Below are 13,701 nucleotides of genomic sequence, written 5' to 3' on the forward strand. Positions count from 1 at the left end.
CAGGGTTCGGGCGAAAGTCCCTCAGGTGCCCGGAACCCCGACGGCGCGTAGTCGTTCGCGCAGCGCGGGCAGCTCCGCCGCGCGGAAGAACGCCTGCAGCTGTTTCGCCCGCGCCGGACCGACTCCCGCTTCGGCTTGCCACTGCGCCAGGTCACGTGCGGCGAGCGCGTCCCAGTCCGCTGCTGGCGGCAGCTGCTTGGCCGGCAGGCCGAGCGCCTTCAGCCATTGCGCCAGCGGCCTCTGCCGGGCTCGGGCGAAGCTCGCGGCGAGCTTGTTGGCGCGCGCCTTGCCAATGCCGGGCACCTGCTCGAGTGCGGCGGCATCCAATTCCAGCCAGGCGAGCAGGTCGGGTAGCAGGCCGGCCTCCAGCAATGCCTGCCAGCTGCCGGCGCCGACGCCCTCGAGCGCCAAGCCTTGCCTGCCGCCCAGCCAGACCAGACGGGCGAGAAACTGCTGTTCGCAGCCGGGCGCTGGCCGCCAGCAGCTGTCGGGGTGATAGCGCCGCGGATCGGGCGCGGCGACCGGAGCCCGCTCGGTGTGGCGCCAGACCACGCTGTCCAGCTGCGGAATGCTATGCCCGGCCAGCGCAACCGCGACCCGGTCACCGGGGCGCACGTCCAGCGCCTGCCAACGATCCAGCGAACCGAGGCTCAGCATGCGCACGCGTCGATCATCCAGCTGGACCGGAGCGAGCTGCAGCAGCGGTGTGATCCGCCCGGTGCGGCCGATGCGAAATTCGACGTCGCGCACCTCGGTCAGCGCCTTGCGCAGCGGGTACTTCCAGGCTGCGGCCCAGTGGGGCTCGGCCTGCCAGCGCTCGGCCGGCGGACGTTGCTCCTGGCGCAGCACCACGCCATCGGTGGCGAACGGCAACGCTTGGCGATACCAGTGCTCGCGCCAGTGGCGGGCGTGTTCCAGTGTCTCCACGGGCTGGCTGAACGCCTGCGTATCGGGGAAGCCGAGTGCCGCCAGCTGCCCGAGTCGGGCGTTCATGCTGTCCGGGCCGTTCGGCCAGTCCCAGACGAACAGGCCGATCCGCGCGGCAGTGTTCCTGTCCAGGCCGTTGCTGGCCATGGCGCCGGCCACGCGCCCGCGAGCCCCCGCGCTGCCATGCGATGCCTGGACATGCCGGTCCAGTCGCCAGTAGAGCTCGCCCTGCAGGATGACCTCGTCGGGTACCGCCAGGCGCGCAGGGATCGCCGCCAGTCTGCGGGCATTGGCTGTCCAGTCATGTCCGGTAAGGCCATCGCCACGGCTGATGGCCTGCTGCAGGGCGCCGTGACGATAGACCAGGGTGACCGCAACACCGTCGATCTTGGGCTGAATCCACAGGTCGCGACGCCGCGCGATCCAGGTCGCAACCGCCTGCTCGTCGGCGAGCTTGACCAGGCCGGTCTGTCTGACCGGATGGCGCAGCGGACCGCCGGCATCCTGCAGCGGATCAGGTGCCGCGCCGGTGCCGACGAAGCAGCGCCGCCAGCCGTCCAGCTGCGCCCGGCTCTGGTCATAGATCTCGTCGTCCACCAGCGACTGACCGCGCCGGTGATAGGCATCGTCCCACTGGGCGAGCTGCGCCTGCAGCTGGTGGATTTCCTGGCGTGCCCGCGCGTCGTCCCAGTTCGGACAGGTGGCGAGGCAGGCAGGGGCGAACAGGCACAGCGATAGCGCGATCAGGCGTGGCATGGCGAGCATCCTTGCTCTGGTGACGGGGGCGCGGCCCGCCGACGCCGGCGGACCGATGCCGGATTGTCGCCTGCCAGGCGCAAGCCGACCGTGCGTCAGCGCATGTTGAACAGTTCCTGATGGAAATCCCGCGCCGGCAGGCCGCGCCGCTGCAGGTCACGGCTGAGGTCCTGACCGAAACCGGCAGGGCCGCAGAACCAGACGTCACTGTCCTGCCACTGCGGCGCCAGCTGGCGCAGGCGTTCGGGCGTCAGCCGCCCGCCTTCGCTGGCGACCAGCACATGCAGGCGCACCCGGGCGCGCTCGGCCAGCTCGCGGATGCGCTCGATGAAGCCCTGGTCGGGCGCGCTGGTGCAGTAGAAGAAGTCGACGTTGTCCCCGTTACCGCTGTCGGCTAGCGCCTGCAGGCGGCCGATGAACGGCGCGATACCGATGCCGCCGGCGACCCAGATTTGCCGCGGCTTGCGGCTGTGGAAATCGAAGCAGCCATAGGGACCTTCCACCTTCACCGGGTCGCCCACCTTGAGTGTCTGGGGCAGGGTGCGGGTGTAGTCGCCGAGGCCCTTGATGGAGAAGGCCAGCCGGCCGTCGTTGCACCAGGCCGAGGAGAGGCTGAAGGGGTGCGGCCCTTCCTTGTCGTCGAAGGTGACGAAGGCGAACTGCCCGGCCTTGTGTCCCGGCCAGGCGCCATCGAGCTTGATGTCGACACGCAGCACGCGGTTGTCGCGGTGATGGGTCAGGCTTTCGATGCGGCCTACCACCTGATGCTTGCGGCCGATGCGGCGCAGCAGCGAGATGCAGGCGGCCAGCGAGCCGGCGGCCATGAGCACAGCCAGAACCAGGCCCAGCGGCGACGTCCAGTAATCCGGCGGCGTCAGCACTACCGCGTGCACCACCAGCGCCAGGTAGACCAGTGCCAGCCAGCGGTGGGTGCGGAAGAACCAGCGGTAGGGGAAGCGCTTGACCAGTGCCAGCACGATGAGGATGACCGCGGCATAGAAGGCCCATTCGCCGATGGTCTCCGCGATGCCGCGAAAGCGTTGCAGCAGGGCGAAGATGCCTTCGTGAACCTGGCCCTCGCCGGCGCGCCGAGCCGGTCGCTCCAGCCAGCCGAAACCCACCAGCCATTTCGGAATCTGGCCCCAGCCCCAGTGGAAGATGGCGATCACCAGGGCGCTGATGCCCAGCCACTTGTGCAGCCGATAGGTCTTGTCCAGGCCGTCGAAGAAGTGTTCGAAGCGCCGTGGCCGCGCCGCCAGTATCACCGCCACGCTCATCGCGGCGATGCCGAGCACACCGCTGTAGTGCACCATCACCTTGCGCAGCGGCCAGATCTGGTAATGCGCCATGACGAAGCTGTCGACCAGCAGCCAGAGCAGCGTCAGTCCGACGAACAGCGCGACGTAGGTGAGTTTTATCTGTCTCATCTTGGGCAAGCCTCCCAGCTGACATCCCTATTTCGAGCTTCCTTGAGCATCCCCCTGCTGCCATGCCACTGCCATGACCGTGGTCAGTAGCACAGCGGTCGGCCGAAATCGGCGACACGGGAGGACGCGCTTTTTATCTACAATTCGCCCCTCAATTCCTCGAAGAGACGAGCCCGTGTACCCAGTGATCGCCATCGAGCAGCTCACCAAGACCTACGCGTCCGGACATCCCGCGCTCAAACGCATCGACCTCGAGATCCGCAAGGGCGAGATCTTCGCCCTGCTCGGACCCAACGGCGCCGGCAAGACCACGCTGATCAGCATCATCTGCGGCATCGTCAACCCCGGCGGCGGCCGCGTAGTGGTCGACGGCCACGACATCGTCCAGGACTACCGCGCAGCCCGCTCGAAGATCGGCTTGGTGCCGCAGGAGCTGTTCAACGAGGGGTTCGAAAGCGTCTGGGCGACGGTGCGTTTTTCGCGCGGGCTGTTTGGCAAGGCGCCGGACGATTCGTTCCTCGAGAAACTGTTGCGCGATTTGTCCCTGTGGGACAAGCGCAATGCCCGGATTCTGGAACTCTCCGGTGGCATGAAGCGCCGCGTGATGATCGCCAAGGCGCTGTCCCACGAGCCATCGATCCTGTTCCTCGACGAGCCCACCGCTGGCGTCGATGTCGAGCTGCGCCGGGACATGTGGGAGATGGTCCGCGGCCTGCGCGAACGGGGCGTGACCATCATCCTCACCACCCACTACATCGAGGAGGCCGAGGAGATGGCCGACCGCATCGGGGTGATCAGCAAGGGCGAGATCATCCTCGTCGAGGACAAGCATGTGCTGATGCACAAGCTCGGCAAGAAGCAGCTGACCCTGCACCTGCAGCGCCCGTTGACGGCGATCCCGGAAGAGCTGGCCGGCTATCCGCTGGAGCTGACCGATGCCGGCAACCAGCTGGTGTTCACCTTCGATGCCCAGCACGAGGACACCGGCATCGCCGAGCTGCTCAAGCGCCTGGCCGCCCACGGCATCGACTTCAAGGACCTGCAGTCGAGCCAGAGCTCGCTGGAGGAAATCTTCGTCAACCTCGTTCACGGTCGCTGAAGGAACAACTGCATGAATGTTTACGCGATCCGCGCGATCTACCTGTTCGAACTGGCGCGCACCTGGCGCACCCTGCTGCAGAGCATCGCCACCCCGGTGATCTCCACCTCGCTGTACTTCGTGGTGTTCGGCTCGGCCATCGGCGCGCGCATGGAGGCCATGCACGGCATCCCCTACGGCGCCTTCATCATTCCCGGCCTGATCATGATGGCGCTGCTTTCCGAGAGCATCTCCAACGCCTCGTTCGGCATCTACATGCCGCGCTACTCGGGGACCATCTACGAGGTGCTGTCGGCGCCGGTGTCCTATGTCGAGATCGTCATCGGCTACGTTGGCGCAGCAGCGACCAAATCGCTGATTCTCGGCGTGATCATCCTGCTTACCGCGCGCCTGTTCGTCGATTATGAGATCCAGCATCCGCTGATGATGGCGCTGTTCCTGGTGCTGACGGCGGTTACTTTCTGCCTGTTCGGGTTCATCATCGGCATCTGGGCCGACGGCTGGGAGAAGCTGCAGATCGTCCCGGCGCTGATCGTCACGCCTTTGGCTTTTCTCGGCGGGAGCTTCTACTCCATCGAGATGCTGCCGCCGCTGTGGCAGAAGATCACGCTGTTCAACCCGGTGGTGTACCTGATCAGCGGCTTCCGCTGGAGCTTCTACGGCGTCTCGGACATCAGTGTCGGCATCAGCCTGGCGATGATCCTCGGCTTTCTCGCCGCCTGCCTGCTGGCGGTGTGGTGGATCTTCAAGACCGGCTATCGGTTGAAGAACTGAGCCGCACACGAAAACGCCCGCAGATGCGGGCGTTTTCAATTACAGCACTTCAAGCTTACTTGCCGAACATCTTGCCGAGGCCGAGCACGGCATCCTTGGCCTGGGTCACGGCCTGGACCTTCTCGTCGATCGCCGCGCCCTGTTCGGTGGCGTTGGCATTGGCCGCCAGTTCTTCGCCGTTCAGTTGTGCGCAACCACCCTCCACCTGAGCGATGGCGTTGCTGAGCTTCTCGTTGCCGAGCATCTGGCCGAGCAGCTTGCCGGTTTCCAGGTTGCCTTGCTGGGCGTTCAGCTGTTGTTCGCATTTGGCCTGCACATCGCTGGTAGCCGCCTGCAGCGAGGCGCTCGAGAGGGCGAGCAGGGCGCAGCCGAAGAGGTGGGAAATACGCATGGATAAGCTCCTTGTAATGTCGATCACGACAGGTGATCGATCGAGTCCGTTCGAAAAGGGCGGCGATGATAGCGTTTTGCTTCTGGTGCGCAAAGGCGCTGGCATGCAGGTTTCGTGACCTGGTGCGGATTGCGTGACGCTGGATGTATCCGGTCCAGAAAGCAGAAAACCCCGCACGGCTCAGGCTGGCGGGGTTTTCCGTTGACCGGAGGCTGCTTACAGCCCGGCGGCGGCGCGCAGGGCGTCGGCCTTGTCGGTCTTCTCCCAGGTGAAGGCGGTGAAGGTGTCGGCACCCACCGTCATCTCGTAGGGGGTGCGGCCGAAGTGGCCGTAGGCGGCGGTGGCGCGATACATCGGGTGCAGCAGGTCGAGCATGCGGGTGATCGCATAGGGGCGCAGATCGAAGTGCTCGCGCACCAGGGCGATGATCTTGTCATCGCCGAGCTTGCCGGTGCCGAAGGTGTTCAGCGAGATGGACGTCGGCTGCGCCACGCCGATGGCATAGGACACCTGGATCTCGCAGCGATCGGCGAGACCGGCGGCAACGATGTTCTTGGCGACGTAGCGTCCGGCGTAGGCAGCGCTGCGGTCGACCTTGGACGGGTCCTTGCCGGAGAAGGCGCCGCCGCCGTGACGGGCCATGCCGCCGTAGGTGTCGACGATGATCTTGCGTCCGGTCAGGCCGCAGTCGCCTACCGGGCCGCCGATGACGAACTGGCCGGTCGGGTTGATGTGGTACTGGGTGTCCTTGTGCAGCAGCTCGGCCGGCAGGCTGTGCTTGATGATCAGCTCCATCACCGCTTCGCGCAGATCGCTCTGCTTGACGTCGGGGTTGTGCTGGGTCGACAGCACCACGGCGTCGATGCCGACCACCTGGCCGTTCTCGTAGCGGCAGGTGACCTGGCTCTTGGCGTCCGGACGCAGCCACGGAAGCAGGCCGTTCTTGCGCGCCTCGGCCTGGCGCTCGACCAGGGCGTGGGAGAAACGGATCGGCGCCGGCATCAGTACGTCGGTCTCGTTGCTGGCATAGCCGAACATCAGGCCCTGGTCGCCGGCACCCTGGTCTTCCGGCTTGGTGCGGTCGACGCCCTGGGCGATGTCCACCGACTGCTTGCCGATGATGTTGATGATGCCGCAGGTGGCGCCGTCGAAACCGACTTCCGAGCTGTTGTAGCCGATGTCGACGATGACGTCGCGGACCAGCTGCTCCAGATCGACCCAGGCGCTGGTGGTCACTTCACCGGCGACGATGGCTACACCGGTCTTGACCAGGGTTTCGCAGGCCACGCGGGCGTGCTTGTCCTCGGCGATGATGGCGTCGAGCACCGCATCGGAGATCTGATCGGCGATCTTGTCCGGATGCCCTTCGGACACGGACTCGGAGGTGAAAATCGAGTATTCGCTCATCTATCGGTTTCCTATTACCGGTGGGTGAGTCGGTCGTCAGGAGCGGGCCGGGAAAAGTGCCGGGCCTGGATCTGAAAACCGTTCTTCAAGCCAATGTAGAGGCTCTCGCCGGGCGTGAGCCCCGCGGCATCGGCCCAACGGGCCAGATCGTCCTGTTCGAAGCCCAACCAGAGATCGCCGCAGGCCTCCCTGGCCCAACTCTGGTTGTGGCTGCACAGCTCGGTGATCAGCAGGCTGCCGCCCGCCTTTACCAGCCGCGCCAGTTGTTTCATTGCCTCACCCGGCGCAGCCAGGTGATGCAGGACCATGTTCAGTACCACGCAGTCGGCCGCCGGGCAGTCATCGTGCAAGGCGTCGGCCAGCCTGAGTTCGACGTTGCCGAGCCCGGTCTGTTCGCAATGGGCGCGGGCCAGGTCGAGCATCGCCGGGCTGTTGTCCAGCGCCACCACCCGGGCGAAGCGCCGGGCCAGTTCCGGCAGGAAGCTGCCGTCGCCGGGGCCGACTTCCAGCGCCGTGGCTTCGGCGTCGAAGTTCAGCGCGTCGAGCAGGGCCACCACGCTGTCGCGGTACTGTGGCAGGCCGGCGATCAGGTCCTGGCGGGCCTGGAAACTGTCGGCCATGCGCGCGAAGAAATCCTCGCTGGCGGCGCTGCGCTGGGCATGTACGGCGGCGATGCGGGCGTCGATCTCGCGTGGCAGTTCCAGTCGGTCCGCTTCCTCCAGCAATGCCGCGTGCAGCCGGCCGCCAGGGCTGTCGAGCTGCGCCAGGCTGCGTCGGTAGAACACCGCGTTGCCTTCGCGCCGGGTGGCCAGCAGGCCGGCCTGGGTGAGTACCTTGAGATGATGGCTCATCCCCGACTGGCCGATGGCAAAGATCTGCGCCAGCTCGAGCACGCCGAAGGAGTCGCTGGCCAGCACGCGCAGCACGTTCAGGCGCAGCGCATCGCCGCCGGCCTTGCACAGGGCGGCGAGCTGGTCGCTGGCGTCGTAACGGATCTGAGGAAAGCGCAGGCTCATAGGCCGCGCAGTCTAGTCGGTCACTTTTCGTACAGCAAGGGCAGTATCAAAAAGTTTTGATATTGCCCTTGGCGGCGTGGGGTTACTGCATCAGGCGGGACAGGCCGAGGGTGCAGGACACCAGGCCGAGCCCCAGCAGAAAGTAGTTGGGCAGGATATCCAGCAGGCGCTGGATCCTCCCGCTGCCGCAGAGGCGTCGCGCCAGCAGGCTGTAGGCCAGCAGGATGCTCAGATCGATCACCAGCCAGATCACGATAAGGACCGTGGCCTGCGGAGCGAACGGCTGCGCGGGCAGGATGAAGCCGGGCAGGAAGGCGAGAAAGAACAGGATGTCCTTGGGGTTGGACAGGCCCACCGCCATGGCCCGCCAGAAATAGTGCGATTCGCTGCGGCGCGGGGGCGTGGCCTCGCCGGCGCCACCGCAGAGGCCATCGCAGCCCAGCCAGATCAGGTAGAGCCCGCCGAGTACCTGACCGGCCTCGAGCACCACCGGTTCCAGATCCAGCGCCAGATAGATCATCGCCAGCGCGGCGACCATCAGCACCTGGGCGGACACCACGCCGCCGAGGATCGTCCACAGCGGCCAGCGGCGCCGGGCATCGGCGACCACCAGGGCGACCACCGGTCCGGGGGAGGCGATCAGCAGTGCGACCGCGGCGGCGAAGGCGAGGTAGGTGGCGTTCATAGTTCGGTCACCAGGCCGAATACGCGGCTGCGCTTGCCCAGCCGCTCGGCGTAGAAGTTGGGATTGGTGATGGCGAAGGCGCACTGGATCCAGCGGTCGCTGCCATCGAAGCGCGCGCTGAAGGGGCTGCGCGCGTGGGCGGTGCGGCGGTTGTCGATGATCAGCATGTCGCCGCGGTTCAGGCGCACGGGCTCGACCACTTCCCAGGCGATGTTGCGCAGCTTGTCCATCAGCTGCTGGGCGCGGCTGCTGAAAGCCAGCATGAACTGCGGGTCGAAGCGAAAGAAGGGCGCGTCCGGATCGCCATAGAGGATGGTCTGGTGGCGGTTGATGTCGATGCGCTGGTTCTTGCCGGTGGGGCCGTAGTCGGACAGGAAGTTGTACGGCTCGGTGAGGAAGAAGGCCTGCTCTTCGAAGGTCAGACGCTCGAGGATGCGCTCGATGGAGGCGATGTAGGTCACCGCTTCGGCGGCGGGGTCCTGGCGCAGGCAGAGCAGCACCAGATAGTCCGGTACCACGGCGTGGAAGGCATTTTCGGTGTGCAGATCCAGTTCGGTGTCGAAGCTGTCGGAGTTCGCCGCTCGGGACTGCGTCTGCAGCGGGAAGAAGTTGTTGACGATGCAGCCATCGGACTCCTGCAGGTAGCCGATCGGCTCGCCCAGCAGCGCCGTCGCCTGCAGCAACAGGCGTTCGCTGCTCTCGTCGGGCTTGTTCAGCTGTTCGCGGCTGGGCGGGGTGGGCGGGATATCGCCGACCGGCAGGTTTTCCAGTGTCAGGTAGCCGCGCTTGTTGCCGAACAGCCTGAAATTGAGGATCTCGCCGATCTGCTCATGCTGCAGCGCGCCCTTGGTCACGGCGCGGGCCAAAAGCGTCTCGTAATGATCGTTGTGCATGACATCCTTCCCTGACTTTTGTATGTGCTGGCGTGATGGGTGTTTTGGCGGGGTTGGCCTGCGACCCTTAGCTGGCGCAGTATTGGGAGGTGCATGAGGATTGAAAAATGGAAAAAACAGCCGCTAAGGATGAGTTTTAGTCATGCCGGAATCCGTTATGGCAGTACCGCGCATGCCGCCTCTGTATGCGCTGCGTGCGTTCGAGGTGGCGGCGCGCTTCGGCTCGTTCACCCAGGCGGCGCAGAGCCTGTTCATCACCCAGAGTGCGGTGAGCCGGCACGTGAAGACCCTGGAGGAGCATCTGGATTGCCAGCTGTTCGAGCGACATGGCTCGCGGCTGGTGCTGACCGATGCCGGCCGCCTGCTGGCGCAGGAGCTGAAGATCGGTTTTCGTACCATCGAGAACGCCTGCGTCGCGGTGACGCGCCAGCGCGGCGCGCTTCGCCTCAAGGCGCCTTCGACGCTGACCATGCGCTGGCTGCTCGGCGCGCTGAACGCCTTTCAGCTGGCGCATCCGCAGAATCGTGTGCAGCTCACCAGCGCCTGGATGGATCTGGATGCGGTGGATTTCCACAGCGAGCCGTTCGACTGCGCGATCCTGCTGGGCAATGGCGGTTTCCCGGCCGACTGGCGCCGGGTCAAGCTGTTCGACGAATGGCTGGTGCCGGTCTGCGCGCCGGAACTGCTCGGCGCGGCGCCCTGGAGCACCGAGCAGCTGGCGGCGGCCGAGCTGATTCACCCGTCGCGTGACTGCCGTGACTGGCGGCGCTGGCTGCAGCGCACCGGGCGGGCGGATGAGGTCGCCTGGCAGCAGGGCAAGCTGTTCGACACCCTGGAGCTGGGCATCTCCGCCGCTGCCCAGGGGCATGGCGTGTCGATCGGCGATCTGGCGCTGGTCGGTGCCGAGCTGCAGCGCGGCAGTCTGGTGCTGCCGTTCGGGCAGGCGGTGAAATCCGGCGACAGCTACTACCTGGTCTGGCCGGCCGGCGACAACGAGTCTTCCACCTTGACGCGCATGCGCGACTATCTGCTCGAGCACCTGCCGGATGTCACCGGGCAGGGCATCGAGCTGTTGGATTGACGGTGCTTGCCAGGCCATTCAGTCATTGCCCCGGCCACCCTCGGTAGGGGAAAATGGCCGCCTTTTTCCAGGTACACCCCCGCAGGAGATTCAGCGATGCCCAGCCGTCGTGAGCGAGCCAATGCCATCCGCGCCCTCAGCATGGATGCCGTGCAGAAAGCCAACAGCGGCCATCCCGGTGCCCCCATGGGCATGGCGGACATCGCCGAAGTGCTCTGGCGCGACCACCTGAAGCACAGCCCGACCAACCCGCAGTGGGCCGACCGCGATCGCTTCGTGCTGTCCAACGGCCACGGCTCGATGCTGATCTACTCGCTGCTGCACCTGACCGGCTACGACCTGTCCATCGATGACCTGAAGAACTTCCGCCAGCTGCACAGCAAGACCCCGGGCCACCCGGAGTTCGGCTACACCGCCGGCGTCGAGACCACCACCGGCCCGCTGGGTCAGGGTCTGGCCAATGCCGTCGGCTTCGCCCTGGCGGAGAAGGTCATGGCCGCGCAGTTCAACCGCCCCGGCCACGAGATCGTCGACCACAATACCTACGTGTTCCTCGGCGACGGCTGCATGATGGAAGGCATCAGCCACGAGGTCTGCTCGCTGGCCGGTACCCTGGGCCTGAACAAGCTGATCGCCTTCTACGATGACAACGGCATCTCCATCGATGGCGAGGTGCATGGCTGGTTCACCGACGACACCCCGCGTCGCTTCGAGGCCTACGGCTGGCAGGTGATCCGCAATGTCGACGGGCATGACGCCGACGAGATTCAGATGGCGCTGGAAACCGCGCGCAAGAGCGACCGCCCGACGCTGATCTGCTGCAAGACCATCATCGGCTTCGGCTCGCCGAACAAGCAGGGCAAGGAAGAATCCCACGGCGCTGCCCTGGGTGATGCCGAAATCGCCCTGACCCGCGAAGCGCTGGGCTGGAACCACCCGCCGTTCGAAATCCCCGTCGAGATCTACGCCGAGTGGGATGCCAAGCAGAAGGGCGCCGACGCCGAGAACGAGTGGAACAAGCGCTTCGCTGCCTACGAGACCGAATTCCCGGCACTGGCCGCTGAATTCAAACGCCGCATGGCCGGCGAGCTGCCGGCCGACTTCGCCGAGAAGGCCAGCGAGTTCATCCGTGAAGTCGCCACCAAGGGCGAAACCATCGCCAGCCGCAAGGCCAGTCAGAACTGCCTGAACGCTTTCGGCCCGCTGCTGCCGGAGCTGCTCGGCGGCTCGGCGGACCTGGCCGGCTCCAACCTGACCCTGTGGAAGGGCTGCAAGCCGGTGGTGGCCGAGGATGCCTCGGGCAACTACATGTATTACGGCGTGCGCGAGTTCGGCATGGCCGCGATCATGAACGGCGTCGCCCTGCACGGCGGCCTGATTCCCTACGGCGCGACCTTCCTGATGTTCATGGAATACGCCCGCAACGCCGTGCGCATGTCGGCACTGATGAAGCAGCGCGTGCTCTACGTCTTCACCCACGACTCCATCGGCCTCGGCGAAGACGGACCGACCCACCAGCCGGTCGAGCAGCTGGTCGCCCTGCGCACCACGCCGAACCTGGATACCTGGCGTCCGGCCGACACGGTCGAGTCCGCGGTGGCCTGGAAGCATGCGGTCGAGCGCAAGGACGGTCCGAGCGCGCTGATCTTCTCGCGGCAGAACCTGCCGTTCCATGTGCGTGACAACGAAACCGAAGCGGCCATCGCCCGCGGTGGCTACATCCTGAAGAACTGCGCCGGCGAGCCCGAGCTGATCCTGATCGCCACCGGTTCGGAAGTCAGCCTGGCGGTGCAGGCCGCCGACAAGCTGGCCGAGCAGGGCCGCAAGGTGCGCGTCGTCTCCATGCCCTGCACCAGCGTGTTCGACGCCCAGGACGCGGCCTACAAGCAGCTGGTGCTGCCGGTGGAAGTCGGTGCGCGCATCGCCATCGAGGCGGCGCATGCGGACTACTGGTACAAGTACGTCGGCCTCGACGGTCGCATCATCGGCATGACCACCTACGGCGAGTCGGCTCCGGCCGGCCAGCTGTTCGAGGAATTCGGCTTCACCGTCGACAACATCCTCGCGGTCGCCGAAGAGCTGCTGGAGGACTGATCGCGACATGGGCGGATGGCTGCGGTCATCCATCCCATCAAGCCCCATCCGCGTAGGGTGGAGAGCCAACTGCCGCTTTCCACCTGCAGGACCGACGAGAACCCATGGCCAACGCCCGTCCCTATCGCGTCGCTCTCAACGGCTACGGCCGCATCGGCCGTTGCGTGCTGCGTGCATTCTATGAGCGCGGCGCCGCCTTCGATTTTCAGTTCGTTGCCCTCAACGACCTGGCCGACATGGCCAGCCTGGAATACCTCACCCGCTTCGACTCCACTCACGGCCGCTTTCCCGGCGACGTGGGCGTGGAGGGCGACTGCCTGCATCTGAACGGCGACTGTGTGAAGGTGCTGCGTGCATCGACGCCAGAAGCCATCGACTGGCGGGCACTGGACGTCGATCTGGTGCTGGAATGTTCCGGCGCCTACACCAGCCGTGCCGATGGCGAGCGCTTCCTCGCGGCGGGTGTGCCGCGGGTACTGTTTTCCCAGCCGATGGCCAGTGCGGCGGATGTCGACGCCACCGTGGTGATGGGCATCAATCAGGGGCAGCTGAGCGGCACCGAGCGGCTGGTGTCCAACGCGTCCTGCACCACCAACTGCGGCGTGCCGTTGCTCAAGCTGCTCAACGATGCGGTGGGTATCGAGTACGCCTCGATCACCACCATCCATTCGGCGATGAACGACCAGCCGGTGATCGACGCCTACCACCACGAGGATCTGCGCCGCACCCGCTCGGCCTTCCAGTCGGTGATTCCTGTATCCACGGGGCTCGCCCGGGGCATCGAACGCCTGCTGCCGGAACTCTCCGGGCGGATTCAGGCCAAAGCCGTGCGGGTGCCGACGGTGAACGTCTCCTGCCTGGACATCACGCTGCAGACGGCGCGCGATACCGATGCGCAGACCATCAACAAGGTGCTGCGCGAGGCCGCCGAAAGCGGCCCCTTGCAGGGGTTGCTGGCCTACACGGAGTTGCCGCATGCCAGTTGCGACTTCAACCACGACCCGCATTCGGCGATCGTCGACGGCAGCCTTACCCGTGCCTCCGGCCCGCGCCTGGTGAATCTGCTGGCCTGGTTCGACAACGAATGGGGGTTCGCCAACCGCATGCTCGACGTCACCGACCATTACCTGCGCGTGGCCCATCGCCCGTAG

General features: G+C 65.9%; 12 protein-coding genes. 5 read left to right on the plus strand and 7 right to left on the minus strand.

Going from position 1 to position 13,701, the window contains the following annotated elements; all coding sequences use genetic code 11:
• Nucleotides 1–21: 21 nt before the first annotated feature.
• Both ligB and P5703_RS00200 read right to left on the minus strand, forming a co-directional pair.
• Nucleotides 22–1,683 carry an NAD-dependent DNA ligase LigB gene (gene ligB / locus P5703_RS00195; RefSeq protein WP_053527145.1) on the minus strand — a complete coding sequence of 554 codons (1,662 nt, stop codon included), beginning with the start codon at nt 1,681–1,683 and terminating at the stop codon, nt 22–24.
• Nucleotides 1,684–1,778: 95 nt separating this feature from the next.
• Nucleotides 1,779–3,110 carry a ferredoxin reductase family protein gene (locus P5703_RS00200; protein ID WP_053527182.1) on the minus strand — a complete coding sequence of 444 codons (1,332 nt, stop codon included), beginning with the start codon at nt 3,108–3,110 and terminating at the stop codon, nt 1,779–1,781.
• A 175-nt stretch (nt 3,111–3,285) separates the two neighbouring features.
• Between P5703_RS00200 and P5703_RS00205 the strand changes: the two genes are divergently transcribed.
• Both P5703_RS00205 and P5703_RS00210 read left to right on the plus strand, forming a co-directional pair.
• Nucleotides 3,286–4,209: an ABC transporter ATP-binding protein gene (locus P5703_RS00205; protein ID WP_017245410.1), complete on the plus strand. Its 924-nt coding sequence runs from the start codon at nt 3,286–3,288 to the stop codon at nt 4,207–4,209.
• Nucleotides 4,210–4,221: 12 nt separating this feature from the next.
• Complete coding sequence (locus P5703_RS00210) at nt 4,222–4,983, plus strand: ABC transporter permease (RefSeq protein ID WP_011914935.1); 762 nt, start codon at nt 4,222–4,224, stop codon at nt 4,981–4,983.
• Between the two features lie 55 nt (nt 4,984–5,038).
• On the opposite strand, the gene P5703_RS00215 is transcribed toward P5703_RS00210, so the two are convergent.
• From P5703_RS00215 to P5703_RS00235, 5 genes are all read right to left on the minus strand, one after another.
• The gene (locus P5703_RS00215; protein ID WP_011914934.1) at nt 5,039–5,374 is read right to left on the minus strand and encodes a hypothetical protein; all 336 of its coding nucleotides are present in this window, start codon (nt 5,372–5,374) and stop codon (nt 5,039–5,041) included.
• Between the two features lie 216 nt (nt 5,375–5,590).
• A complete protein-coding gene (metK, locus tag P5703_RS00220) occupies nt 5,591–6,781 on the minus strand; it encodes a methionine adenosyltransferase (RefSeq protein WP_011914933.1) in 1,191 nt (396 codons plus the stop codon).
• A 14-nt stretch (nt 6,782–6,795) separates the two neighbouring features.
• Nucleotides 6,796–7,797 (minus strand): ArsR/SmtB family transcription factor, encoded by a 1,002-nt coding sequence (locus P5703_RS00225; RefSeq protein ID WP_013984299.1) that lies wholly within the window; start codon nt 7,795–7,797, stop codon nt 6,796–6,798.
• Between the two features lie 82 nt (nt 7,798–7,879).
• Entirely contained in the window at nt 7,880–8,482 is a 603-nt protein-coding gene (locus P5703_RS00230) for a LysE family translocator (RefSeq protein ID WP_285585113.1), read from the minus strand.
• On the minus strand, nt 8,479–9,375 hold the full coding sequence (locus tag P5703_RS00235; protein ID WP_020305688.1) for a TauD/TfdA family dioxygenase: 897 nt from the start codon (nt 9,373–9,375) through the stop codon (nt 8,479–8,481). The genes P5703_RS00230 and P5703_RS00235 overlap by 4 nt, the downstream gene beginning before the upstream one ends.
• 157 nt (nt 9,376–9,532) lie before the next feature.
• Here P5703_RS00235 and P5703_RS00240 point away from each other — a divergent pair, with 157 nt between their 5' ends.
• From P5703_RS00240 to epd, 3 genes are all read left to right on the plus strand, one after another.
• The gene (locus P5703_RS00240; RefSeq protein ID WP_020305689.1) at nt 9,533–10,456 is read left to right on the plus strand and encodes a LysR substrate-binding domain-containing protein; all 924 of its coding nucleotides are present in this window, start codon (nt 9,533–9,535) and stop codon (nt 10,454–10,456) included.
• Between the two features lie 96 nt (nt 10,457–10,552).
• Complete coding sequence (tkt, locus tag P5703_RS00245) at nt 10,553–12,550, plus strand: transketolase (RefSeq protein WP_285585115.1); 1,998 nt, start codon at nt 10,553–10,555, stop codon at nt 12,548–12,550.
• 104 nt (nt 12,551–12,654) lie between these two features.
• On the plus strand, nt 12,655–13,701 hold the full coding sequence (gene epd, locus P5703_RS00250) for an erythrose-4-phosphate dehydrogenase (RefSeq protein WP_285585118.1): 1,047 nt from the start codon (nt 12,655–12,657) through the stop codon (nt 13,699–13,701).

It is taken from the genome of Stutzerimonas sp. FeSN7 (genome assembly GCF_030263795.1).
In the GTDB taxonomy this organism is placed as follows: domain Bacteria; phylum Pseudomonadota; class Gammaproteobacteria; order Pseudomonadales; family Pseudomonadaceae; genus Stutzerimonas; species Stutzerimonas stutzeri.